The organism is Leuconostoc garlicum (assembly GCF_001998805.1).
GTDB classification, from domain to species: Bacteria; Bacillota; Bacilli; order Lactobacillales; family Lactobacillaceae; genus Leuconostoc; species Leuconostoc lactis.
Window position 1 is genome coordinate 188,448 of record NZ_CP016329.1, and the last position, 25,943, is coordinate 214,390.

26 protein-coding genes and 1 tRNA gene are annotated in these 25,943 nt (G+C 43.8%); 2 read left to right on the forward strand and 25 right to left on the reverse strand.

What is annotated here, in order from left to right:
* Positions 1-388 precede the first annotated feature (388 nt).
* Together A9176_RS00890 and A9176_RS00895 are read right to left on the reverse strand one after the other, a co-directional pair.
* Entirely contained in the window at positions 389-772 is a 384-nt protein-coding gene (locus A9176_RS00890) for a VOC family protein (RefSeq protein WP_029509908.1), read from the reverse strand.
* Positions 773-827: 55 nt separating this feature from the next.
* Entirely contained in the window at positions 828-1,844 is a 1,017-nt protein-coding gene (locus A9176_RS00895; RefSeq protein ID WP_029509909.1) for a zinc-dependent alcohol dehydrogenase family protein, read from the reverse strand.
* Positions 1,845-2,025: 181 nt separating this feature from the next.
* Here A9176_RS00895 and A9176_RS00900 point away from each other — a divergent pair, with 181 nt between their 5' ends.
* Positions 2,026-3,000, forward strand: coding sequence for a LacI family DNA-binding transcriptional regulator (locus A9176_RS00900; RefSeq protein ID WP_077281887.1), 975 nt, complete (start codon positions 2,026-2,028; stop codon positions 2,998-3,000).
* A 35-nt stretch (positions 3,001-3,035) separates the two neighbouring features.
* Here the strand turns inward: A9176_RS00900 and A9176_RS00905 are convergent, their stop codons facing one another.
* The 10 genes from A9176_RS00905 to A9176_RS00950 form a co-directional block, all read right to left on the reverse strand.
* Positions 3,036-3,959: a phosphoglycerate dehydrogenase gene (locus A9176_RS00905; protein WP_077281888.1), complete on the reverse strand. Its 924-nt coding sequence runs from the start codon at positions 3,957-3,959 to the stop codon at positions 3,036-3,038.
* A 47-nt stretch (positions 3,960-4,006) separates the two neighbouring features.
* A complete protein-coding gene (locus tag A9176_RS00910; protein WP_010006087.1) occupies positions 4,007-4,405 on the reverse strand; it encodes a cytidine deaminase in 399 nt (132 codons plus the stop codon).
* A 72-nt stretch (positions 4,406-4,477) separates the two neighbouring features.
* Positions 4,478-6,268 (reverse strand): oligoendopeptidase F, encoded by a 1,791-nt coding sequence (gene pepF / locus A9176_RS00915; RefSeq protein WP_077281889.1) that lies wholly within the window; start codon positions 6,266-6,268, stop codon positions 4,478-4,480.
* An 80-nt stretch (positions 6,269-6,348) separates the two neighbouring features.
* The gene (locus A9176_RS00920; protein WP_077281890.1) at positions 6,349-7,377 is read right to left on the reverse strand and encodes a competence protein CoiA; all 1,029 of its coding nucleotides are present in this window, start codon (positions 7,375-7,377) and stop codon (positions 6,349-6,351) included.
* A 48-nt stretch (positions 7,378-7,425) separates the two neighbouring features.
* On the reverse strand, positions 7,426-8,865 hold the full coding sequence (locus tag A9176_RS00925) for an ABC transporter substrate-binding protein/permease (protein ID WP_077283213.1): 1,440 nt from the start codon (positions 8,863-8,865) through the stop codon (positions 7,426-7,428).
* A 103-nt stretch (positions 8,866-8,968) separates the two neighbouring features.
* Positions 8,969-9,721, reverse strand: coding sequence for an amino acid ABC transporter ATP-binding protein (locus tag A9176_RS00930; RefSeq protein ID WP_010004224.1), 753 nt, complete (start codon positions 9,719-9,721; stop codon positions 8,969-8,971).
* Positions 9,718-11,166: an ABC transporter substrate-binding protein/permease gene (locus A9176_RS00935; RefSeq protein ID WP_029509915.1), complete on the reverse strand. Its 1,449-nt coding sequence runs from the start codon at positions 11,164-11,166 to the stop codon at positions 9,718-9,720. The genes A9176_RS00930 and A9176_RS00935 overlap by 4 nt, the downstream gene beginning before the upstream one ends.
* A 173-nt stretch (positions 11,167-11,339) precedes the next feature.
* On the reverse strand, positions 11,340-12,161 hold the full coding sequence (locus tag A9176_RS00940; protein ID WP_157093711.1) for an IS3 family transposase: 822 nt from the start codon (positions 12,159-12,161) through the stop codon (positions 11,340-11,342).
* A gap of 29 nt (positions 12,162-12,190) precedes the next feature.
* The gene (locus A9176_RS00945; protein ID WP_077281831.1) at positions 12,191-12,697 is read right to left on the reverse strand and encodes a transposase; all 507 of its coding nucleotides are present in this window, start codon (positions 12,695-12,697) and stop codon (positions 12,191-12,193) included.
* A gap of 76 nt (positions 12,698-12,773) precedes the next feature.
* Positions 12,774-13,835 carry a BMP family lipoprotein gene (locus A9176_RS00950; RefSeq protein WP_068850741.1) on the reverse strand — a complete coding sequence of 354 codons (1,062 nt, stop codon included), beginning with the start codon at positions 13,833-13,835 and terminating at the stop codon, positions 12,774-12,776.
* A 202-nt stretch (positions 13,836-14,037) separates the two neighbouring features.
* On the opposite strand from A9176_RS00950, the gene A9176_RS00955 reads away from it, so the two are divergent.
* Positions 14,038-15,021, forward strand: coding sequence for a sugar transferase (locus A9176_RS00955; RefSeq protein WP_077281891.1), 984 nt, complete (start codon positions 14,038-14,040; stop codon positions 15,019-15,021).
* Between the two features lie 33 nt (positions 15,022-15,054).
* On the opposite strand, the gene A9176_RS00960 is transcribed toward A9176_RS00955, so the two are convergent.
* From A9176_RS00960 to zapA, 13 genes are all read right to left on the reverse strand, one after another.
* Positions 15,055-15,125 (reverse strand) — tRNA-Cys (locus A9176_RS00960).
* 112 nt (positions 15,126-15,237) lie between these two features.
* Positions 15,238-15,633 carry an immunity protein Imm33 domain-containing protein gene (locus A9176_RS00965; protein ID WP_048700483.1) on the reverse strand — a complete coding sequence of 132 codons (396 nt, stop codon included), beginning with the start codon at positions 15,631-15,633 and terminating at the stop codon, positions 15,238-15,240.
* Positions 15,634-15,701: 68 nt separating this feature from the next.
* On the reverse strand, positions 15,702-16,004 hold the full coding sequence (locus A9176_RS00970) for a hypothetical protein (RefSeq protein WP_029508974.1): 303 nt from the start codon (positions 16,002-16,004) through the stop codon (positions 15,702-15,704).
* Positions 15,997-16,773 carry a YibE/F family protein gene (locus tag A9176_RS00975; protein WP_077281892.1) on the reverse strand — a complete coding sequence of 259 codons (777 nt, stop codon included), beginning with the start codon at positions 16,771-16,773 and terminating at the stop codon, positions 15,997-15,999. The genes A9176_RS00970 and A9176_RS00975 overlap by 8 nt, the downstream gene beginning before the upstream one ends.
* Entirely contained in the window at positions 16,770-17,852 is a 1,083-nt protein-coding gene (locus tag A9176_RS00980; protein ID WP_077281893.1) for a YibE/F family protein, read from the reverse strand. The genes A9176_RS00975 and A9176_RS00980 overlap by 4 nt, the downstream gene beginning before the upstream one ends.
* The gene (dnaI, locus tag A9176_RS00985) at positions 17,852-18,778 is read right to left on the reverse strand and encodes a primosomal protein DnaI (RefSeq protein WP_077281894.1); all 927 of its coding nucleotides are present in this window, start codon (positions 18,776-18,778) and stop codon (positions 17,852-17,854) included. Before dnaI ends, A9176_RS00980 begins: the two co-directional genes overlap by 1 nt.
* A 1-nt stretch (position 18,779) precedes the next feature.
* A complete protein-coding gene (locus A9176_RS00990; RefSeq protein WP_077281895.1) occupies positions 18,780-20,117 on the reverse strand; it encodes a DnaD domain protein in 1,338 nt (445 codons plus the stop codon).
* Positions 20,101-20,724, reverse strand: a complete 624-nt coding sequence (gene coaE, locus A9176_RS00995; protein ID WP_077281896.1) for a dephospho-CoA kinase — start codon at positions 20,722-20,724, stop codon at positions 20,101-20,103. The genes A9176_RS00990 and coaE overlap by 17 nt, the downstream gene beginning before the upstream one ends.
* Entirely contained in the window at positions 20,724-21,455 is a 732-nt protein-coding gene (locus A9176_RS01000; RefSeq protein WP_077281897.1) for a DUF975 family protein, read from the reverse strand. Before A9176_RS01000 ends, coaE begins: the two co-directional genes overlap by 1 nt.
* 8 nt (positions 21,456-21,463) lie before the next feature.
* The gene (mutM, locus tag A9176_RS01005; RefSeq protein ID WP_077281898.1) at positions 21,464-22,306 is read right to left on the reverse strand and encodes a bifunctional DNA-formamidopyrimidine glycosylase/DNA-(apurinic or apyrimidinic site) lyase; all 843 of its coding nucleotides are present in this window, start codon (positions 22,304-22,306) and stop codon (positions 21,464-21,466) included.
* A gap of 186 nt (positions 22,307-22,492) precedes the next feature.
* Positions 22,493-24,898 carry an endonuclease MutS2 gene (locus tag A9176_RS01010; protein ID WP_077281899.1) on the reverse strand — a complete coding sequence of 802 codons (2,406 nt, stop codon included), beginning with the start codon at positions 24,896-24,898 and terminating at the stop codon, positions 22,493-22,495.
* Positions 24,899-24,956: 58 nt separating this feature from the next.
* On the reverse strand, positions 24,957-25,478 hold the full coding sequence (locus A9176_RS01015) for a CvpA family protein (RefSeq protein ID WP_048700499.1): 522 nt from the start codon (positions 25,476-25,478) through the stop codon (positions 24,957-24,959).
* Positions 25,475-25,879 carry a cell division protein ZapA gene (zapA, locus tag A9176_RS01020; RefSeq protein ID WP_029509925.1) on the reverse strand — a complete coding sequence of 135 codons (405 nt, stop codon included), beginning with the start codon at positions 25,877-25,879 and terminating at the stop codon, positions 25,475-25,477. Before zapA ends, A9176_RS01015 begins: the two co-directional genes overlap by 4 nt.
* Positions 25,880-25,943: the final 64 nt, after the last annotated feature.

Here is a 25,943-nt window from a genome sequence, read left to right on the forward strand (position 1 = left end):
ATACACAGCAAAGGTGGTCATTGTGACTGTAGCATCCCAATCAAAAACCGTAGGCTGGTGACGCCAAGTCCACAGTTGCAACAAAACAACGCGCACCCGTTGCCGGACAGACTAACAATCATGACACAACTTGACTAAAATGTGTGGTTAACATTTACGGTACGTCGTGACGTTACATTGTCCATCATTGCTTTATTTTATCGTTTTGTTAAGCGCTTACATTATTAGTTTAATCGATTTAAATGACCAGTGTCAAGCGTTCGTCAGGATTAATTTTAGAAAATAATTCATCATATTTTTGTAACTTTCAGAAACAGATATGAAAACACGATAACACCACCACAATGCCGTGCAATAAAAAAAGTTGGCGCCACCACGCCAACTTTTTCTATTTTACAATTTCACAGAATTCTACAATTACGGCATCTGGGCCTTGGATATTAAAGAACTTAATCCCTTTGTCCCAAAATGCTAATTGTTGTACTTCTGAATCAATCAGATCAAAACCTTCAGCCTTTGCAGCCGCAAAAGCTGCTTCAGCATCTGTCGTGTCCAATGAGATATGGTTAATTGCACCTGGTTGATTGGCAACCGCTTCTTGGTACCATGTTTCAATCACAAGATTGTCACGTTGCATAAAAATGACTTGTCCAACTGGAAAATCACCAATTTTCGTAAACCCTAATTTTGTCCAAAAAGCTTCTGCAGCCGCCAAATCATGTGTTGGTATACCGATGTGTTGTAAACCTGAATAATAATCTGAAAATGCCATACTTGCCCCCCTCGATCAACGCGCTGATGACTTTATCGCGTGACCTGTCTTCCGGTTACGCTTCTTCGCCACCAACCTTCACAACAGCCTTTGACACCACACCAAGCTTGCCGTTCAAGAAGTCTTCAACAGTGGCATAGTCCAATTCATGTGAAATCAAAGGTTCAACATCCACCTTACCTGATGCCAACAAAGCCAATGAGTCTTCAAAGGCATTTGGATTGATGAATGAACCTTGAATCGTCAATTGCTTTTGGAAGACTTCATAAGTGTTCATTTCAAATGTGTCGTCTGGGCCACCCACACCAAACATCAACACTTGACCACCACGTGCAGCAGCTTCAATCGCTGCTTCTTGTGTCTTTGGTGAACCAACCGCTTCAATGACAACGTCATATTCACTATCAGGAATCTTGTCACCGGCCATTGTGTTAAATGTGCGCTTTGCACCAAACTTGTCCTTCGCCATGGCCAACTTTTCATCCACAATACCAGCCAAATCAACTTCGTGAATACCGTAAGCTTGCAAAATTTGGACAAACAATTGTCCCATGAAGCCATCACCAATGACAAGTGCCTTTTGGTATGGTGATACCTTCAACAATTGAATGCCGTGAACGGCACAAGAAATTGGTTCAACTAAAGCTGCCGCCTTCAATGACACATTGTCTGGGATTGGGTAAACAACTGAGGCAGGTGCTGTGAAGTAGTCTTCAAAGCCACCGTCACGCGTCACCCCGATAGCTGAGAGATGTTCGCATAATTCTGGACGTCCTGTACGGCAGTACTTGCATTGACCGCAGTAGATGTTTGGGTCAACTGCCACACGATCCCCAACCTTAACGTTTGTGACTTCTGAACCAACTTCGACAACCACACCTGAATTTTCGTGACCTAAGACGATTGGTGGCACCGCTGGTGCAGAACCAGGCAAACCAGCATACAACGCATGGTCGGTACCACAAATACCAGCAAAGGCTGTATGAATCTTAACTTCGTCAGGCTTGATTTCAGGTTGTGCAATTTCTTTCAATTCCAGTGACTTAATACCAGTCAACACTAATGCTTCCATGTTTTCCGCTCCGTTTTAATTGTGATGTTTTTAACTTATAAGACCATATTAACCCTTTTAAATAATTTGTCAAGCGTTAAGCAATTTTTTTGCTAAAAGTTTTGCCGCGAAAAAGTGTATAATAGAATGTGCTTAGTGATTAAAAATGCAACACAATTTTTAGCAGTAAACGGAGGTTTCAATGGTTGCAAAATTAAGTGACGTCGCCGAATTGGCCGGCGTTTCAATTACAACAGTATCACGCGTCATCAATAATTATGGTTCCTTGAGCCAAAAAACGATTGATAAAGTTCATGCTGCCATGCGCGAGTTGCACTACCAACCAAATGCCATGGCTCGCTCACTACAAGGTAAATCGTCACAATTTATCGGTTTAATTTTCCCTAACATTCAAAATCCCTTTTTTACCGCTTTAGCCACGGAAATCGAACAACTCTTATTTGAAAAAGGCTACAAAGTGATTATTGCCACAAGTGCCAATAACATTGAAAAAGAACAACAATATTTGCAAATGTTAGCAGCTAATCAAGTGGAAGGTATTATCACCTCATCACATAATCTCGGTATCGCCAGTTATCAAGATAATTTTCTCCCAATCGTGTCATATGATCGTCATTTAGCAGATAACATTCCGATTGTTCATGAAGACAATTATCGCGGTGGCTATCTCATTGGCGAATATCTTGTCTCTCAAGGGACTAAGAATCTGCTGGTATTATGTGACAACGACCCTTCTGCATCCCCAACCGCACAACGTTATGTTGGCTTTGCGGATGCGATTGCCAATAAAAGCCGCTTAATTGAGCACAGTATCAATTCTAATTCTAATGAATTTGCAAGTGCCGAAGAGATGGCAGAGATTGTTGACTTGATTGTGACGCAAAAAGTGGATGGCGTCTTTGCTTATAATGACATGATGGCTGTCCAGCTACAAAATGCGCTACGCCGGGCAAACATTCGGGTCCCTGAGGACGTGATTGTGGCAGGGTATGACGGTTCACCAATTGTCCAACAGTTGCACCCCAATCTCCCAACAATCGTGCAGCCAATCCATGAGGCCGCACAACGTCTCATTGACGTCCTATTTGCTGAAATTAATCATGAAGCATTACCAGACCTTGACATGCTCCCTGTTTCATTACACAAACCTGAATAAAAAAACACGTCGTCCTAAAAAGGCGACGTGTTTTTTTAATTGACCTGATTTTTTGGTGCTTCACCGTTTAAGACACGCACAACTTCTTGTGCTGCCGCTAAACCAACCGCATCAAACGCTTCAACTGATTTTGCCGCCACGTGTGGTGTGACAAAAACATTTGGTAATGTTAATAATTCATTATCTGGTGCAACTGGTTCAACCGTGACCACATCTAGCCCCGCACCAGCAATCTCCCCTGTCTTCAAGGCGGCAATTAAGGCCGCTTCGTCCACGACTGCCCCACGCGCAATGTTAATTAAGACGGCATTGTTTTTCATTTTCTTGAAAACAGCCGTATCAATCATATGTTGCGTTGCTGGCGTTGCTGGCAGCGCCAAGATGATATAGTCTGCTGTTGTATAAATCTCGTCTAACGTGGCCATACGCCCGTTTTTGACAGGCTTGTCATGTCGGGCATAGGCTAGCACGTTGACATCAAATCCCGTCAGCAATTCATCAATTTTTTGACCAATAGCCCCAAAACCAATAATGCCGACTGTCTTATGCGAAACTTCTTGCCCCGTCCCATTTGGCACGTTGGGGTCAGTAATGCTCTGTCGTTGTTGATAGAAATAACGTCCAGCCATCAACATATGCATGACAGCCGTTTCCGCAACCGCCGTTGCATTCGCCCCTGGCGTATTGGTGACAACAATATCATGTGCCGTTGCATCGGCCAAATCAACATTGTCATAGCCCACACCATAACGCGCAATCACTTTAAGATTTGGCATCTGTGATAATAGTTGCTCGGACAGCGGATGCATCATTAAAATCACCGCATCTACATCAGCTGCGGCAAGAAAATCGGCATCTGATTGTTGTGGATTTGAAATCACTTCTAAATCATGGGCTTTTAAATAATCAATTGCGGCTTGTGCTGTGCCGTCAAAAACGAGTACTTTTTGCTTTTGCATATGCTCTCCTTCAAGTCAGTACTTTTAAGCGACGTATCAGCGTGATACTACGCCAGTGCGTTAAATGACCCTGGCATTAAATCCGCAATCGTCGTTTGCACACTTTTGCCAGTATCATTAATCAACCAAATTGGCATGTCGGATGGGAAAAGTTCGACCATGACTTGTCGACATGCACCACAAGGGGCAATTGGCTCACTTGTGCGCCCGGCAACTACTAAACCAGCAAACTGGCGATGACCAGCTGCCATGGCACTAAAAATAGCAGTACGTTCTGCACAATTGGTGAGACCAAAAGAGACATTTTCGATGTTAATCCCTTTAAACACAGTGCCTGATGCTGTCAATAACGCAGCACCCACTGGAAAATGTGAATACGGTGTATAAGTTTCGTCAAGCGCTTCAAGCGCAACAGCCACTAATTCTTCGGGCGGTGTCGTTTGCATGTTGTTGTTCTCCATTTATTGTCCTATCATTTTACCATAAACATGGCAGTACCATAAGACAGATCAATGTGGTTACTTGTGAACTAACAAATCTGTCAACTGATCGAGACGCTTTTCAAACACGCCAAAGGCTTCCTTCAAATAATCCGCTTGCGTCATATCAACCCCTGCTTGGCCGATAACGGCTAATGGATAGTCTGAGGCACCGGCCTTTAAGTAGTCTTTATACGCTTCTGCCCCATTCTGGTTCAAAATACGGTCAGCCAAAGTCGTCGCTGCGGCTTCACCAGTGGCATACTGATAGACATAATAATTGTAGTAGAAATGTGGAATACGGGCCCATTCATACGCGATTTCTTCATCCGGGAAGAGATCTGGCCCATAGTACTTCTGGTTCAATGCTGCATAGTACGTGCTCATCGCGTCAGCTGTTAACGCCACCCCAGCGGCACTTTGTTCATGAATCCAATCTTCAAACTCTGCAAATTGGGTCTGTCGGAACACCGTGCCCTTAAAGCCATCAAGATACTGATTCAACACATAAGCTTGGAATTTTGGATCATCATTTGTCTTTAACAAATAATCCGTCAGTAGGCTTTCATTGGTTGTTGACGCAATTTCAGCTAGGAAAATTGGGTAATCACCATAATGATAAGGTTGTGCTTGGCGGGTCAAATAAGAATGCACCGAGTGTCCCATTTCATGGGCCAAAGTGTAGACGTTATTTAAGTTATTTTGCCAATTCAACAAAATAAAGGGGTTCGTGTCATAGGTGCCACTCGAATAAGCGCCAGTCCGCTTGCCCTTATTTTCCACCACATCAATCCAGCGTTCGTCAAAGGCTTTTTTAACCACGGCAATGTAGTCTGGTCCTAATGGTGCCAAAGCGGCCAACACAATGTCTTTGGCTTTGTCATAAGTGACATCAAAATCAATCTCATCGACCAGCGGTACGTAGAGGTCGTATGAGTGCACATCGTCAACGCCCAAAACTTGCTTGCGGAGTGATACAAAGCGATGCAACAATGGCAAATTGGCATCAACCGTTTCACGCAACGTTTCAAATACTGATGTTGGTAGGCTATGTGGCAGAATGGCTGCTTCCCGTGCTGAGCGATAGTGACGCACTTTCGCTAAATAGTTATGGCCTTTGACATGTGACGATAACGTTGACGCAAAAGTATTTTGCAAGGCAATGTAACTATCGTACAAGGTTTCAAACGCTTCTTGGCGCAATTCACGTGACTTAGATTCCAGCAACAGGCTGTAAAGGCCATTTGTCAATGGCACCACTTCACCCGTTTCAGTATGGACATCCCCAAAAGTCATGTCGGAGTTATCTAACGCACCAAAAGTGTTTTCTGACGCGTTAAAAATATCCCCTGCTCCGGCCAACAGTGCTTCCTGTTCTGCTGGCAAAGTGTAAGGCTTTTGCGCCAGAATTTGATCAAATAAATGTTGGTAAGGTTGCAACCCTGCCGTCTTCAAATAGTTCGCCAACGTTTCTTCTGGAATATTCAACACTTCTGGTTGGAAATAAGCTGTTGCTTCACTGACTTCAGACCAAAGCGCTTGCGCACGACTATTAAAAGCGGCATATTTTTGATTGGTTGTGTCTTGATCATAAATTTGGTGCGCATAGACATAGACTTTTTCTAATTGACGTTCCAAATCAAGATCAGCTTCCAGTGCTGCTTGCAACGTTTGGGCTGAATCACCAACATGCCCCACAAATTGCTTCAGCGCCTGTGCGCCTTGATAAACGGCATCATAGGCTGTTTCCCAATCGTCATCGGTTGCAAAAATGGAGGTCAAATCCCAAGTTAACTCTTCAGGTACTTCATCGCGTTGTAGTTGTGCCATTATTATTACAAGTCAGTGTCACGCATATAATCGGTGGACACCAACATTCCCTTCTTAAAATATCATACTTTATTTTATCACTATTTTCTCACTTGGCCTAATTTTTGTCGCAACGACCCATACCACACCGGTAATTCAACAACTAAGAAATAAGCACCATGCTGCACAATAAAGTGCTGCGCCACCATTTCTTGCAATAATGCCATCACTTGTTCTTGTTGAAAAGTGGGATGCCCTAAAACATAGGGTTTTAGTTTGGCCAGCATTACCTGCTGATGCAAAACATGGCCAACGCCAATTTTTTCTAACACTAACACACTCTGTAACCGCCACTGCCAATTGCTGATCGTCAGGCCAAAGGTTTGCCCCAGATGAATCCAGAGCGGTGCCTGCAATAATAAGCGTTGTTGCAAATAAAGATAGGTAATCAAGCGCTGATCTACCCGTTTTTGCGCGATGAGTTGTTGCAGTTTGTAAATTTGTTGCACCACATTTAGGCTGCGTTGTTTGTGCTTTGGTACTGTTGTCAACAACTGCGTGCTGACAATTTCACTGTAATTAACCCGACCAAAATCTGGTTTTTCAAAATGGGCGCGGTGATAAAATTTTTGCGTATCAGGTAAATAAAAGCACAATCGTTGATTGGCTAAAAATTTAACAATCGTACGTTGCGCCATTTTAGCCTGATAATAAGTGGCGCCTAAAATCCAAATCACGGTAATGTGCTGTTGGCGGTAGCCCGCATTCCGTTCATCTAAACGTTGTTGTGAGATCGGACTACACTGATATTCAATGGCAATACGCTGATGTGCGCGGGTGATTAAAATGTCAGGTCGTTGGTTGATGGCCGGAATAACCGCTTCCAAAGTGACTTGCCCGAATTTCTGACAGTAAGCTGCCAATTGTAATTTCCCAGCTAAATGTTGCGGTGTTTCATGGTCTGAGAAAGTGTGGCACTGCGCACCCGCGCGATGTGCAAAATGCGGTTGCTTAATCTCTCCCTGACGTAAGTAGACCGGTGCCAAACAACCAGGACAGTAAAACTCACCGGTTGTCCCAGCGACGTTAGCTTGCACATACGTGCCTTGCTTGTCTTGTGCGATAAACATCAAAAAACACCTCCTATTCATCATACGAATAGGAAGTGTTTTTGATGTTTATTTTGCAGTCATGCGTTTTTCAACCCAGCGACTAAACCAAGTCAACAACGTAATCAAAATGAGATACATGACCCCAATGATTGCCCAGACACGAAAACCTTGCGAATTACGCGCCACAATCAAAGAACCTGTCTGCGTTAATTCGAGCAACCCAATGGCTGATAGAATCGACGTATCTTTTAAGGTAATAATGAATTGGTTGATGAAACTTGGCACCATAATGCGCAGCCCCTGCGGCATCACGACCCGACGCATGGCCTGACTATAAGACAAGCCCAACGACCGCGCAGCTTCCATTTGCCCACGGTTAACAGCTTCAAAGCCACCACGAACAAACGCCCCTGTATAGGCGCCTTCATTTAGAATCAGCGTGATGATACCCGCTGTAAAGGCTGGTATTTTCACCCCAGTTAAACCAGGCAACCCAATATAAATAAAGAACGCTAAGACCATCAATGGTAGGCCACGGAAAATGTAAATAATTGTGGTTGCAATTCCCCGCACCCAGCTAAATTGACTCACGCCCATGATACCGAGTAAAATACCCCAGATTGAGGCAAAAATAATCGCAATCACGGTCAACACAATGGTCTGCCACAAACCGTTGAGCAGCGCTGTCTTATTGGTCCGTAAAATCCCAAGTACAGTGCTGTTATCACTTTTAGTGCCAGAGAACGTTGCTTGCCGGGCACCCAAATACTTCGCCACAATTTTATCGTACGTGCCATCTTTTTTGATGGCAGCAAAACCACGATTAAAGGCTGCTAAGAGGGCTTTGTTTTTGCCTTTTTCAACTGCGAAACCATAAGACCCAGCGTTACCAGGTTGATCTGGGTTCATGACCTTTAAGGCCATGCCATTTTTAATCGCATATTGAATGACGGGCATATCTTCAAATGTGGCCGCCGAATTACCAACTGCCACATCATTATACATAGTATCGGTATCGTTGAAATATTTGACCTGAAAACCATATTTTTTCTGTAGCGATAGGCCATATTCAGACGCTGCCGTTCCCGTCTTTAAAGCCACAGTTTGCCCTTTTAAATCTGCCAGTGATTTAATTTTGCTGCCTTTTTTAACAATCCAAGCCACCCCTGTTTTGTAATAAGGGGTTGAAAAGTCATAGACTTGACGCCGTTCTGGTGTAATAGACATACCGGCAATAATCCCGTCAGCTTGTCCGTTTGAGACCAGTTGCGCCGCAGAATTGAAGCTCATGGGCTTCATAGTATAGGTAAATCCTTCTCGTTCGGCAATGGCTTTCATCATATCTTGTTCAATGCCGACATAACGATTATTTTTATCCTGAAAAGTGAACGGCGCATAGGTTGCATCTGTCGTAATGGTGTAGTGTGGTTTATCAGCTGACGCGATTGGCGTCATCAGAAAAAACATGACTAATGTTGCCAGCCCTAAAATGTATCTTTTTAACATGATCATTAAAATTCTCTTCCTACATTACAAAAAAGTCGACCAAACGGTCGGCTTTTTCAATCGTTTGTTGCACGTGCAATTGTGAGACTGTCTATCAAACCCATTAGGCTTGCATGACTTTGCTCAAAAATTCTTGCAAACGTGCATTTTTAGGTGCGTTAAAGACTTCTTCTGGTGTGCCAGATTCTTGAATCTTACCTGATTCAAAGAAAACCACGCGATCGGCGACTTGCTTGGCAAAGCCCATTTCGTGTGTCACGATAATCATCGTCATCCCAGAAACCGCTAAATCTTTCATGACGTTCAACACATCCCCGACCATTTCTGGATCCAGGGCTGATGTTGGTTCATCAAACAACATAATATCTGGTGACATGGCCAACGCACGAGCAATGGCGATACGCTGCTTTTGACCACCAGATAATGAATTAACTGACATATCAGCTTTATCACTCAAGCCAACTGTTTCAAGTAATTCACGGGCTTTCTTCTCGGCAGCTGCCTTGTCTAACTTGCCTAATTCAACTGGTGCCAACATGATATTTTCAAGTACCGTGTAATTATTGAAGAGGTTAAAGTTTTGGAAAACCATCCCAATATTTTCACGCACTTTGTTAATGTCTGTTGCCTTATCAGAAATATTAAAGCCGTCAACAATGATCGTGCCGTTATCTGGTGTTTCTAACTGATTCAACATCCGTAAGAAAGTTGACTTACCTGATCCTGAAGGGCCAATCATGACCACCACTTCATTTTCAGAAACGTCCAATGAAATATCTCGCAAGACATGGTTATCACCATATGACTTGTTAACATTTTCAACATGGACTTTTACTTTTGTTTGCGCATCACTCATGCGTGAATCCTCTTTTCTACCCAATTACTCAACCATGTGAGTAACGTAATCACAATTAAGTATATCACAGCGACAATGGCCCAAACGCGGAATCCTTGAGAATTACGTGACACAATCAAACTACCTGTTTGTGTCAATTCCAAGATACCAATGGCTGACAAAATTGACGTATCCTTCAAGGTAATAATAAATTGGTTAATGAAACTTGGAATCATAATCCGAATACCTTGTGGCATAATCACACGGCGCATCGCCCGGCTGTATGGCAAGCCCAAAGAACGTGCCGCTTCCATCTGACCGCGATCAACGGCTTCAAAGCCACCACGCACGAACGCACCCGTATAAGCCCCTTCGTTTAGGACCAGCGTCAAAATTCCTGCCGTTACGGCCGGAATCTTCATGCCAATAACACCTGGCAACCCAATGTAAATAAAGAAGGCCAAAACCATCAGTGGCAAACCACGGAAAATATAAATAATCGTACTTGAAATACCACGGACAAAGCCATTTTGGCTCACGCCCATGACCCCTAAAATAATACCCCAAATTGAGGCCAACACGATCCCAAAGACCGTCAACACAATCGTTTCCCAAAGACCTTGTAGGAAGGCCATCTTGTTGGCCTTCAAAATGCCCCAAACTGTGTTGTTATCTTTCTTACTACCGGTAAAGGTTGCTGCACTAGCCCCTAAATACTTGGCTACAATCTTATCGTAAGTCCCGTCTTCTTTAATGGCTGCAAAGCCCTTATTGAAGTCGGCAAGCAACTGCGCGTTCTTGCCTTTCTTAACGGCAAAGCCATACCAACCCGCTTGAATTGGTGACTTTGGATTCATCACCTTTAAGGCTGTCCCATTTTTAACAGCATATTGAATGACTGGCAAATCACCAAAAGTGGCTTGCGAATTATCATTAATCACATCATTATAAAGGGTGTCTGAATCATTGAAATAAACGACTTTAAAGCCATACTTTTTTTGGATTGACAAGGCATAGTCTGCACCAGACGTCCCTGTCTTAATTGCAACGGTTTTGCCCTTCAAATCTTTTAGTGACTTGATGTTTGATCCTTTTTTTACGGCCCAACCAATACCAGAACGGTAATAAGGTGTCCCAAAGTCAAAAACATTCTTACGTTCATCAGTGATGGACATCCCCGCCATCACCGCATCCGCCTGATCTGAAGCAACAGACTGAGTCGCAGAATTAAAGCTCATCGGCTTCAACGTGTAGGTAAAACCTTCGCGCTCAGCAATCGTTTTCAAGATTTCTTGGTCAATACCAGTGTATTGTCCATTTTTATCTTGGAAATCAAACGGTGGATAAGTCGCATCCGTTGTAATCACATAATTCGGCTTCTCAGCAGCATGTGCGTTCAGCCCAAATCCGACAAACGATAGCAAAGCTATCGCCACAATTAACAAATATTTTTTCATCTTTTCCATAATAAGTTTATTCTATCAAACCCAACCAGTGTCCAGTGATGTCATGTGAGCTTACATGACATGATTATCACATTCGTTATAAGCAATGACACGATATCCATAACAATTGACAAATAAAAAGCTCAAGCAAATTGTGGTGTACCCAAAAAGTTAAAGTAAAATAGTTTAGTTCATTAAGCGGCCAGTTGTCGGTATTCTACCGGTGAGTGGCCGTTTAATTTTGTTTGGATGCGTGTGTTGTTGTAATACAGTATCCACTTTTTAACGGCCTCTATCAACGCTTTAGCTGATGAATACTTGTTTAGTGGCCCGATTTCAACTTTAAGCTTATTGAAGAAGCTTTCCATCACCGCATTGTCTAGAGCAGTCGCACGACGCGACATGCTTTGGATAATGTGGTTTTTCTTTAGTGTTTTACGCCATGTTCTGTGGCGATATTGCCAGCCTTGATCCGTATGAATTGTTGTACGATACGAAAGTTTTGGCAGTTGCGCTACGAGCTGATTAAGCGGTTGTAAGGTAAAGGCGAGATCTGGACGCGTGCTAATGGCATAGGTAAGAATCTCATTGTTATACATATCAAGAATCGGTTCTAAATAGACCTTTTCACCAGTCGCTGAAATCTTAAATTCAGTAACATCGCTAGCTAATTTTTGTAATGGCCGATTAGTCTTGAAACGACGGTGAAGCTTGTTCTTCACACGTTTTCCTTCAGGTCCTTTGGATGAATCATACTGACGTGATTGCTTATTGTAGCCAACACCCTTTAGCCCCATTTCATGCATTAGCCGTTGTACTTTCTTGTGATTTACCGCTTTAAACGCTGGTTGTTGACGTAACTTTAAATACACTCTTCGCACACCGTAGTGATTATCAGCTTCCCAGATTGTCCTAATAGCCGCACGAAGGGGTGCATCAGGGTCATCATTTTTAAACTGTCGTTTCCAGTAATGCACTGTACTTTCTGCGATTGGCAGAACCTTTAGGATAGCCACCAATTTAAATTGCGCCTCGAGCCGGCAAGCTACTTCTGCGAGTTGTCGGTTCGTTGCTGAATCGAGGCTAATAATTTTAACGCTTCATTTTCAATCTTTAGTCGTAGGTTTTCGTCTTCTAGTTGGGCAATGTGTTTTTCAGTTTCTGTGAGCTGTTTTACTTGCTTAGGTTTCTTATTAGCCATTCTAGGTGATCGTCCTTTTTGAATAGATAATAACCCATTTGGCCCTAGTTGTGAATAGATCTTCTTCCACGAAACAATTTGGGCAATGCCTGTATAGCCGAACTTAGCAGCCACTTGACTATGAGAAGCGTTATTTTGAATGGCCCATGATGCCACTTTAATCCTAAATTCAGGTGTGATTGCTGGTGGATTAAATAATATATCTGATCCAAAACTTTTGTATGCGGCAATAAGCATGCGAAAGACACTGTTAGCAATACCATATCGAGCAGTAATGCCACGTATGGAATATTTTCCAGACAGATAATCTTGAATTGCCTGAAGTTTAATTTGTTTTGAAATTTTAGTCATAAATAAAACCCCGAAAGTTGCTTTAACTTTCGGGGTACGCCACAAATGCTTTGAGCTTTTGTTTGTCTAGCCTAAATTAAGGATGGACTGGTACCTTAATGTCACCAGCAATAATCTTCTTTTGCGCGGCTTCAACGGCTGACCAAACTTCTGGTGAAGCAGAGTCCTTGGCCAAGCCAACACCCTTTTCCTTCAAACCGTAAGTGATTGTCTTACCACCAGGGAACTTGCCTTCACGACCTTGGTTAGTCAATGATTCAACCGCGTTATCAACACGCTTAACAGCAGATACCAACGTGAAGTTTGACTTCTTGTTATCCTTGTCTGTGTAGTCACCGTCACGCTTTTGATCCATATCAACACCGATGACCCAAACCTTCTTATCTGAGTCAGCTGCCAACTTTTGGTCGGTTGCCTTTGCTTCCGCAAAGACACCTGAACCAGTGCCACCAGCAGCTTGGAAGATGACGTCAGCGCCACCAGCAATCATTGAAGCGGCAATTGTCTTACCCTTGGCTGCATCTGTAAATGAATCAGCATATTGCGTCATAATCTTAATATCTGGGTTTGTTGCCTTGACACCAGCAATGAAGCCGGCTTCAAACGTATCGATGATATCACCGTGCACACCACCGATGAAACCAACCGTGTTAGACTTTGTCTGCTTAGCTGCAGCCACACCAGCCAAATATGATGATTGTTCAGACTTAAACATCAATGAGGCCACATTTTTATCTGGCACAACAGCATCAATAATCGCAAAGCTTGTCTTAGGGTTAGCCTTAGCCACGGTATTCATGGCAGGTGCTGCAGCAAAACCAACACCATAAACTAACTTATACCCACCCTTAACGGCTGTTTGCAAGTTGGTCTTAATATCAGAAGAATCTGAACTTTGGAAATAATTATAACCGGTTGTGCCTTGCTTCAAGTTGTTGGCTTTACCATAAGCCTTCAAACCATTCCAGGCTGATTGGTTGAACGAACGGTCATCCACACCACCACCATCTGTTACCAGCGCAGCTGTGTAGTTATCTTTACCTGAAGTCGATGAACCACCACGTGTTGCTGCATAGATACCGCCACCAATAACGGCAACTGCCAGAATACCAATACCAATTTGTGCTGAACGTTGCATAATATTACCACGTGCGACTGAAGACAGTCACACATCTCCTCTAAATATTTGATATCCTTATTATCCAACTTTTATCTGATACAACCATGAAAAAACGATTAAAAACAAAAACTATAACCGAACAATATATTTTATTTTCATTTTATGTTCGTTTTTTACAACTTATTCAGAAAAAAAGTTCGGTTTTTGGTAAAATAGAGCCATGACAAATTTTATTACCCAAACAATCGAACCTTGGATGCCGCCTGGTGCCTTGAAAGCTAAAGCTGATTATGCCGCCATTGCGCAAACAGTTGGCTGGACACGCTTACCCCTGTATCGCTATAACGATACCCGCTTTGATCAAGCAACCCTGATTGCCCATATTCAGGAATGGTTAGCCCCTGTCAAAGCCAACGACCTGGTGGTCCATCAATTTCCTACCTACATGAGTGCGCAATTTGAACAATTATTTGTGGCGACGCTCCAAGAGCGGCAGGTGCGGCGGGCGCTGGTCATTCATGATATTGAGCCCTTACGCCTCAATAAGCTAGATCCGTGGGAATTTGACGTCCTCAAACAATACGACACGCTGATTGTACATTCCGAAGCGATGCGTCACCGGTTAGAAGCAGCTGGTATTACCAGTCATTTCATCATTCAACCCTTATTTGATTATTTGGGTGCTAGTGTCACGCCGGCACGTTTTAGTACACAAATTAATTTTGCGGGGACTTTTCAAAAATCACCCTGGCTGCAAATTTACCGCGCAGCCCCAATCACGTTATTTGGCGCGAAACCTAAAAAATGGCGCGCTGTTGATTTCCCCGAAAACATTGCCTACCAAGGTAATTTTGACCCCGATGAGATCATTAATCAATTGACGCAAGGTTTTGGGCTGATTTGGGATGACGACTTTGACGATAAAACCTATCAAACTTATACCAAGTACAACGCGCCACACAAAGCTAGTCTCTATCTACGTGCTGGCTTACCCTTAATTGCTTGGTCGGAAAGTGCCATTGGGCAACTGATTACAACCCACAATCTTGGTTTCACCATTAATCACTTATCAGAACTCACGGATAAATTAGCACGGGTCAGTACCGCAGATTTTTCAACTTGGCAAGCCAATGGCGCTGTCATTGCGGAAAAACTCCAGCAAGGTCTGTACACCAAAGCCACTTTAACCACATTAACGACATAAAAAAGGTTGCCATATTGGCAACCTTTTTGATTAAGGTAATAACCGGAATCGAACCGGCGATGACGGTTTTGCAGACCGTTGCCTTACCACTTGGCCATATTACCATCATAGACGTTGTTCACACTGCTGATGTTCATGCATCAATCAGCTGCGTTTTTTCAAACACAACAACGTTTATTATTATAGGTCAAAATCACTAAAATTACAAATCTTTTGCTACTTTACGTCGTCTTCAACGACTTGACCAGCGACAACTTGAATATTTGGTGATACTGAGCCATCAGCCAACCAGACTGGCGTTTTCGTTTTGGGATCCCACCACCCTTGAACGCCAGGTCGTGTATCCAAAACTAAGTCCGTGCCATACGGCAAATCTAAGATATGGCGCAAACTCGGTTCAATGGCTAAGGCTGTCTCAATAACCAACGGCATAAAGTTGGCCGGATCAGCGTTCCATGCCTCTGAATCATTATCGGCAAATAAAAACCAGCCGGTATCTTGTGGTGTGGTTGGTGCCAACTCCCGATAAACCCAACGCAATTTTCCTGAGCCATCCACCAGATGTTTCGATGCTAAAACGACTGCTTCGGGTTGATGAAATACTGATCGCATAACTATTCCTCTTTGAATTTACTGCAACTATTATACCGTAAAACCACTTAACCGCAAAATTTGGCGCTTTAACCTAATTTATTTTCAAGCAAAATTTGTTGCATGGCTTTTTCCATTTCGGGTGTTCGTACCCACTCTTCCCAGCCGTCATATTCTAACGGTAACAGGTTGTAGTGCGTGTTGATATACTGTTCCAACGCTTCCACACTCGCTGATCGCGCAATATTCATCTTAAGAATGCGGACACGCTGAATGTAGCCATGCTCCGCTGCATACTCAGCCCGCCCATTATGCATAATATTCCCCAATTCAAAATAAATTGAGCCATCTAGACGCGTAATTTCTTCAATTAAGTTAAATGTTTCATTCATCATGTGTTATGCCTACTTTTTGCTGTCGCATCGCCGTTCGCACGACGAGCCAACTTGCAATCCAAATACTTAATAAAATCCCCAACATCCCAAGTAACATTGTGACAACTTCCGCCATGAGTAGCTTGGCATTAAAAAACATTGCCAGCGGATATCTTAGGCGCACAAACCAAATAATAAGGGGCAAATTAGCCCCTAAAACCCCAAAAAATAGGGTATTGATTGCCGTGCCCAAAATTTGCCCACCAATGATGCGTGCTTGCCCATATAAGCCTGTGGCTGACATATCTGGTGTTCGTTCGACCACTTCAGCTAAATCTGCCACAATCGCCATCGCTGCTTCCGCAACAGCACCGAGTACCGAAATAACCATCACGGCCAGGGCGATGTGACTAAATGATAGGCCAACCGTCATTGACAGCCCTTCCAACTCTTCCGAATTTTCGGTCGTAAAGCCTTGGAATTGGCCAAAGTACTGCATGACACTAGCCAGTAGCATTAAAATGGCCACGACAATGACACTCGTTTTAAAAGCCACATTAGTGACCGCCACATCATCAGCACCTAAATAAATCGCAATCGCTAAAATAATCAAACTTGTGATACCGATGACGATATAGGGATTAAATTGCCAATTGATTAAGACGATGAGAATAAATATCGCAAAAAAATTACAAATGAGGCCAATAAATGCTTTGACGCCTTGCCCCCGACCCACAAAAATCATCAGGCCGAATAAAATGAGTAATAATAAGCCAATTGCATTCATGCCTTCACCGCCTTTCGTGACATCGCCCAACCGACAATGACACTCGTCACCGGTACAGCTAAGACAATCCCAATGCCAGAAACAACTGTTTGCAAAATGCCAAGATTCATAATTTGATCCATAATGTATGCCCAGTTATTACCATTACGCAACATCAAAAAGACCATTGGCAACGTCTCGGCAATAAAGATCATAAAGAGCACATTGACTAAAGTGCCCATAATATCACGACCAACTGACAGGCCCGCCTGCCAGTAATCACTGAATTGTCGCGTCACGTTTTCGCGTCGCATACCAAACTGCATTGCCACAATATCAGCTGCTTCATCCATCACCGCGCCCAACACGCCAATCACGGTTTGCGCCATAAAAATTGATTTCGGCAGTTGGGTCACATACGACATGGTCTCAAAATGTACCCCTTTACCATGTGTCACGGCTAATACGGCAAATAAAATGAGCATGGTTAAGCCGGTCGTCACCACTGTTGCCAGCAACGTTAACGTCATCTGTAGTGTTTTCCCAAGTACTAAGGCCAAACTGGCAATAGCTAAGCCCAATGCGAGCACACTAAAGACCAACAAAACGTTCGCATTTTTATCCTGGATATCAACATGAATGGCCACACCGAACAACACAACATTTAACACTAGGCTTAACAACAACCAACTCGTGGCGCGCCAGCGACTATAAATCACCAACAGCCCAATAAATAAGGTGGCCAAAGCCCCTATCAAGGCATCACGTTTTAAAGATAAAATGTGGATATTGCCACCAACATTTTCTAACAGCAATTGATCCCCGACACGATAGCGATTCGTGATGACTTGCGAATCAGCGTACGTATTCGTGAGCTTGATGGTTTGGTTGCGGTTCAAGATTGCAACCGTTAAGTGTTGCGTCATCATCGTATCGCTATTATTATGTTCATCGGTGGTGGCCTGGGTCACTTTTTCCGTCATTTGGGTGACTTGACCAACTGGTTCCTGATATAAAAACGCATCATGCCGCAGAAAAAACCATACACCAACAATGGCGAGCAACACGATACCATATTTTTTTGCTGACTGTCGTAACATTATCTTTCTAACCGTCTATTTTTCCCAGTGACTGGCACCAATCGTGTTAAGAATTGAATCCGTTGCATTAATCGTGCCGCTTTACCAGGATCACGATCATCACGCGTTTCCGCCAAATAAGCCGTCAGTTCAGCCATATCGAAATTCGAGGTGATAAACGTGGTGAGTTCATTTTGCATCCGATATTCTAGAATTACACCTAAAATATCATCACGAATCCACATGCTGAGGTTTTCCGCACCGAGATCATCAATGATCAACACCGTCGCTGTTTTAGCCTGGTTAAGTAGCCGTTCCCGTGCCGCATTATCCTTGCCAATCGTGTTCTTCAAATCGACTGCAAATGATGGGAAATGCATCAACATCACATCGATATTGTTAGCCGCTAATGCGTTAGCCAATGCGCCCATCAGATAGGTTTTTCCCACACCAAAATCGCCATACAAATACAAACCTTGAACATAGTCGTCTTGATGTGCCAGCAATTTAGGCAAGATATCCACAATTGCTGTAATCACTTCAGCACGGCCAGGGTCCGTGGCAATCGTTTGCAAATCAGCGTGACGAATGGCTTTAGGCATTTTATAGGCCGTTAAGCGCTCTGCTTGCATCCGCTGTTGCGCCGTTTTTTCATTGGCCACATAACGGACATGCGGATAGCCTTTTTCAATCTCTAATTGTGGATAATAGCCTGGATAAAGCGCTTTTTCCCCACGTGCGATACGTTGTTTTTGTTGCACAAATTCATACAAATCCATCATTTTCAGTTGAAAAGCATTGGCCCGCAGCGCATCTTGATGCTCAGCCCAAAATTGCCGCACATCCGCATCATCTGCAATCTTTTGGACAATATCAGCCAACTTGGTGTCGTCAATTTTAGGATACTTTTGTTGAAACTGTTTGAGTACTTCAGATAAATTTTGCATATTAATTCTTCGTCTTTATATTCTTTAATTTAGCCAATGCGGCCGCCACATCATCGGTGCTGACTGAGGGGTTGGCTGTCGTATCGGCGGCTGAAGTGGTTGTGCTTGGTGCTTGCTTGACAAATTTTGGCGTCGTCTTTTGCGGCTTTTGTTGGCGGCTAAAGCGCTTTTCTTGGCGTGCTTGATTAGCTTGCTGGTGTTGTTGAATTTGAATCAACGCTTTTTCTGGTGAATCAACCTGATTTTGTGTCCAAGAATCCGCAATCGTCGTCACTAAGGCTGGCTTGAGGTTATCATTTTGCAACCCAATCAATACATAATGGACCAAAATGTTGACCACGGCAACTGGCAAAACGCTTCGGGCAATCAAATAATCAACAACATCGCGTTCATTTTTCAGGACAAGCCCATTTTTAAGCGTTGTTTTCACATAGGCCAAAAATTCCTGTGCTGGAGTGTCGCGCGCAATGGCAATCAAAGCGCGCGCCTCGGCATTTTTAATTTCCGGTACCGTTGACGCTGTTGCGACCAACTTGTCTGCTGATTGCGGCCGTGGCGCCGTTTGTTGCCGCAGTAAGCGCTGGACTTCTTGGGTGTTAATTTCATGTGTATCCAGTGTCACACTTTGGTTCACAATCCCGGCTAATGTTACTTCGTCCACACCATACGTCAAATGCATCGCCACTAAGAAATTCCGTTGCTGTTGCAAATGCGGCGCTGCCACGCCCCGTACCATATCGGCAAATGTCTCAAACGCAAACGTCACTGGTTCAGCACGCACAACAGGTTCTTGGTAAGCAAGTGGCGTGGTTGGCACGCTCACATCGTTTTGATTTTGAAAGACTTGTAAGAAACGTGCGGAAATGTCTTCGCCGGCCAACGTCGTTTGCCCTTGCACATCGTAGCGCTTTTGCAACGTGAGATAACGCTCTTCGCCAACAAATTTGTACAGTAAACCGGCCAACAGCTGTTCTTTAAAGAATTTGTCTGCCGTCAAAGGCGTCAATAACCGGTACCCATAGACTTCACCAAGTGCGTCACGTTGATACAAAGTTTTAATTAATCCTGCTGCTTCAAGGCGTCGTCTAAATTTAACAAAGTTGGGTAAGCTAATATTCAGACTATCAATGATAAAATTATGGTCTTGCCGCGTCACCTGTTCTTGGGCAAAGGGTAATTCATTGACCAATAAATGATACAAGGCGTAACTTGTCGCACCGATGAAGGGTAAATACAAGTTAAAAACCCGCGACAAATCATCAGCGGTAATCAAATGATCACTCTGAACGAAAACCCCTGCTGATGCATGAAATTCAATTGTCTCATTTGTTGGCGTCATATTTTGGTGCAAGTTCCTTTAATTCAGTGATGAGTGTTTGGACCTGAGTCGTTAGTTGGGCTTGATCTCCATTATTATCAATCACGTAGTCAGCTTGAGCAACTTTCTCAGCCAACGGCATTTGTGATTGCATCCGGGCCTGCGCTTGTTGGACATCTAGCTGATCACGTGCTTGCAACCGCGCGAGTTGCACGGCTTCATCTGCGGTGACAACGACAATTTTATCGACACGATTTTCTTGATGATAACCACGTTCAAACAACAGCGGTACATCTAAAATGAGAATCGGCGTCTGTTGTTGCCGCCAAAAGTTGATTTTATCTGACATAGCAGAACTAATAGCAGGTTGGATAATACGATTTAACCGGGCTAGTTCCGCCGGATTGTTGAAAACGCGTTCACCGAGTAGCTGACGGTTAAGCACCCCATTATCAATAATGCCAGGCCCAAACGCAAGTTTTAGCGCTTCTAACGTATGTGTCCCTGGTTCAACAACTTCCCGTGCCACAATATCAGCATCAACAACGGGAAAGCCTGCCGCGCGTAACTGCGCACTCACTGTTGATTTGCCAGTGGCAATCCCACCTGTAAGACCGACAATCAACATTACTGTTCACCACGCTTAGCCAATGCCATGGTAAACAAATGGCGTGAATAAGCGACCCGCGTGGCATTCAAATAAGGCACAACGTAAATATAGGCCAAACCAACCGTCAAAATACCGAGTAAGTGCCAACCAATGAAACTCAATTCAAGCAGAAACAGTTCCCACTTACGGCCATTCATGACACGGCGGCTAATCGTGATATAATCTGTCAACTGGCGTTGACGTGTCCCATTTTCAAGATCAATCTTATACGCAAAATACGTTTGCGAATAAGAGAATAATTTAATGATACCGGGGATTACAAAGAGTAACGTCCACAAAAAGAGCAAAACACTTTGCACAATCGTTAGCAAAAACGAGTGAAACACATTACCACGACGAAAAATTTGGAACGTCTCTTTGAGCGTTGGCTGTGACAATGGCTTTTCAAACCAATCAATCAATGTCCAACTGGTGGTCCAAATAAACATCATCTCAATCGCACTACTTAAAATATTTTCGATCGCATCATTAATTTGTGACACCGCCGAAGCGTTATCTGCCACTTGTGGCGAAGGTGCCGTTGCAAAGCCCCAGAAAGCATAGGCCGCTAAACTCATCATGTAAACAGATACGATGCTTAAAATAATTGGGATAATATTGATTTTAATGGCCGTACGATAGCGACCACGGTAAAGGGCCCGTGCTTCACGCTTCACTTCACGAATACTAATTGGTTCTGTTGAATTCATTATTTCTCCTATGTCGTTGGTTCTTGTTTAATTTGACAAACTGGGCAAAAAGTCGTGCCCCGTTGACCGACCTTAATTTTAACTAATGGGGTGCCACAGCGCAGGCACGGCTGATCAACGCGGCCATAAGCCTGCAATTCATTTTGAAATTGCCCAACCTCGCCAAAAACATTACTAAAACTATGGACCGTTGTGCCATGATGTGCGATGGCGCGTGCCATCTCTGAAATGATATTTTGCCGTAAGGTCGCTAATTGCATTTCCGACAACAGATTAGCGGGCGTCTCTGGATGAATCTTACTTTGCCATAAGACCTCATCGGCATAAATATTGCCAATACCAGCAATTTGCGTTTGATCCAACAAAAACGATTTCACTGGTTTTTTGGAACGGGCAAATTTTGCTACCATGTCTGCTAAGGTCAGGTCTTGCGCTGTTGGTTCAGGACCAAGCTTGCCCAAAGCCGGCACAGCCAGCGTTTCCTGATTGATTGTCGCTAGCACCATACGTCCAAATCGGCGCGTATCATTATAGAACAACACCCGTTCATCAGCGAGTTCAAAAATAATTTCCGTATGCTTATGCGGGGTTGCATCAATCGGTTCAACCGAATATTGCCCTTCCATACGCAGATGCGAGACAATGGTATGCCCATTTGATAACCGCAAGAGTAAATATTTTCCGCGACGATCAACCGCCGTAAAATGCGCATTGCGTACCCCTGTGATAAAGGCTTGTGAATCACCGGTAATAACCTTTGGATAAGGTAACTTCACTTGGGTAATTTGACTACCAATAATTAATTTTTCTAAGCCACGACGGACCGTTTCAACTTCTGGTAACTCTGGCATACACACCTCTTAACACTTATCTATCAGCTTTTATCATTCAAATGACTGGGTTTAAACCACTTTTTGCGATTCAAACCAATCGCCATGCGTAATACTAATTTTAACACATCCCATGAGGGATAAATGATATCCAATCAAAAAAGCTGGGGCACCAACAGATACCCCAACTTATGTTGACTGATAAATTTATGCCAATTCGGCAATGGTAGCGCCATCACCACCAGCATTCGCGTTAGCAAAACGGAAGGATTTGACGCGGCGATCTGACCGTAAGAACTCTGTCACACCCTTACGCAACGCCCCTGTCCCTTTGCCGTGAATGATTTCTACCGCACCTAAATTCGCCAATACGGCTTGATCAAGGTAACGATCCAACTCCGCCAAAGCGGCTTCATAGCGTACACCACGCAAGTCCAAGCTTGATCGGGCTGACACACGAGCTGAACCACCCGCTGTCGTAGTTTTGACAATTTTTTGTTGTTTTTTCTTTTGTTTCGTTTTTTGGGCCTTAGTCGTGGCTTCCGTCTTCACAATATCGTCTTCATCAACCAGCATCTTCAAGATGCCCATCTCAACTTCCCATTGACCGTTACTGTGTCGCTTCACTAGCGTTCCCTGTTGCCCATAAGATTGCACGACAATCTCATCGCCAGCAGCCAATTGCTTGGCGCGCTTAGCCTTTTGCAACACCTTATTTTTTTCCAAACTATCATTTTGGCGGAGTTTATCCAACGCCGCTTTTTTAGCTTGCAAGGCTTGTTCACTCAACTTACCAGTCTGCTGACCAGCATTCAAACGCTCCTTACGAATCTCTGAAATGAGTTGTTCGGCTTGCTTTTTCGTCGCGGCCACAATATGGTTGGCTTCATTTTTAGCATCAAGCACAATCCGTGCACGGTCACGTTCTAGCTGTGCCTCTTTGGCAGCCAAAGCTTCCGCTTGCTCAGCTGTTGCTTTCAGCTGCATCGTCAGTTCAGCATCATGCTGTTTAACCGCCTCACGTTGTGCGACCAAATCAGCAATCATTTGATTCAAATCCTGATCAGATTTATCCGTTAAGGCCGTCGCTGCCCCAATCACATCATCCCCAAAGCCTAACCGCTTAGCAATCGCTAAGGCATTTGATTGTCCTGGTACGCCCATCAAGAACTGATAAGTTGGCTTCAACGTTTCCACATCAAAGACCATTGAAGCGTTCAGTGTTTCTGGCCGGTTATAACCATAGAGTTTTAATTCTGGATAATGTGTTGTCGCAATCACATAGGCACCCAAACTTGCCACTTTATCCAAAATGGCAATAGCCAATGCGGCACCTTCGGCCGGATCAGTGCCTGCCCCTAATTCATCAAAAATCACCAGCGAGCGATCATCAATGCGTTCTAACATGGACACAATGTTGGCCATGTGCGAACTAAATGTGGATAAACTCTGTTCAATTGACTGTTCATCCCCAATATCGGCAAAGACTTCGTGGAAAACGCCCACTGTTGATGGTCGCTTCGTCGTAATAAACAAGCCCGATTGCGCCATCAATTGTAATAAGCCCAAGGTTTTGATGGTAATCGTCTTACCACCGGTGTTTGGCCCCGTAATGATAATGGCCTTGTAGTCTTCGCCTAAAACAATATCGTTAGCGACCGCCACGTTTTTATCCAATAAGGGATGCCATGCTTGTTGTAACGCCACATGATTTTCTGGATCCACAACCGGTTGCATCGCATCTAAACGTGCCGCCAAACGTGCTTTGGCATTCACAAAATCAAAATGCCCCAAAATGGCCACATTACGGGCAATTTCTTCAGTGTAAGGTGCCAAGGCAGCTGACAATTCTTGTAGCACACGTTGCTCTTCGGCTTGTTCTTTAACGCGCAGTTCACTCAATTTATTATTGAGTTCAACCACTGCCTGGGGCTCAATATAAAGCGTTTGCCCAGTTTGACTTTGGTCATGTACCACGCCACCAAATTGACTACGGTATTCGGCCTTGACCGGTAATACATAACGGTCAGCACGAATAGTCACAATTGGATCACTGAGATACTGCGCAGTTTTTCCCCGCGTGTAGCCTTGCATCTTCGTTTTAACGGCTTGTTCATTACCAGTAATTTTGCCACGAATACTTTTCAAATCAAACGAGGCTTCATCATTAATGCGGCCGGTAGCATCAATCGCGATTTCGATTTGCTGGGTTAATGTCGGCAATGTCGCCAAGTTGGCTGCTTGTTCCGGCAAAACTTGTAGGGAATCTCCAATCGCTTCATCCGCCATTTGTTCAAAAAAGTGTGCAATCGCATTCGTATTCCGTAAAACGGTACTAAGCTCTGACAATTCAGTGGCACTCAAACTCGCATTAATCTTCAATCGCTTCAAATGTGGGGTAATATCCGCCAACTTGGCCAAAGGAATCCCACCTTTTAAGCGGTCAATTAAAACACCATCTGCCGTTTCTTGTAGCCAAGCGTTAATGACTGTCACATCCGTTTCCGGTTGTAATTGATCAGCCTCTTGACGCCCAACTGGTGTCGCTAAAAAGTCCTGTAATTGCGCTTTGATTTTGTCATATTCAAGTGTTGTTAAAACTTTTTTATTCATAAATTTTAATACGCCCCCGTTCTGATTCAATAATTTACCGTGTCATCAGGTAGGTCATTTATAGCCACCAGTGATAAATCTGTTCTGCAAAAAACGGCACGCCATCCAGTAATTGGTTCAACAATGGTGTGCTTAAAAATTGATCTTGGATCCACACATCAGGGACAACCGAGAGCACTTGGAGGGCAAAAAAGGCAATCACAACCCCAATCACACCATATAATAATGCCCCTAAAACGCCATCAACCCAACCTAATATTGGGATATGCCGGATAACGTGCAAAGATCGCAGTACAAAATGACTGACTGTCCCACCTAGAATGAGTAATAAACTAAACGCAATGCCTGAACCTAAAAATTGTGAGCCGTGACTCACAACATCTTGCGGCACCGTAGTACGCACAAACTGACCCGCCAGAAAACGTGACAAGAACTGGCCAAACGGTTGCGCAAACTTAATGGCAATGTACCACACAACCACCCACAATGCTAAACGCAATAGGCCGTTAACGAACCCATGACGGTAGCCCGAAATCAACCAGAGTAGCACAAAAATGATGGCAATCCCAAGTAAAATCATGTGTTTGTCCCTTGTTTAAATAATTTATCCGTCGTCCGCGCGTGACTTTCCTGCTTGGCATCATCAATAATTGAGCTAATCGCATTACGCGGTGTGCGCTTAGCCGTGGTCTTTGGTGCTTGCTGCAGTTGGGCAATTTCTGCCTCTAATTTCGCCACTTGTTGTTGCAACGCATCGACTTCTGCCTGTTTGTAAAGCTGGTCTGACAGGGCGTTAAATGTCAACAGTGTCAGTTGATCAACGGGCGCAAGCTTTGGAGCAACTGTTTTAATTTGCGTCATTTGCTTGTTAAACAGTGTTTCCGTTGCCTTAAAATGTGGCAAGCTTGCGTGCCCAGAAATTGTATAATTTTTACCGGCTAAATTTGCCCGATATTGTCGTTTCTCGTTTTGATAAGCCATTATTTTTATCCTTATAATATCTCATCCATTATACACCATATTTCAGACGGCCAAAACTGCTATA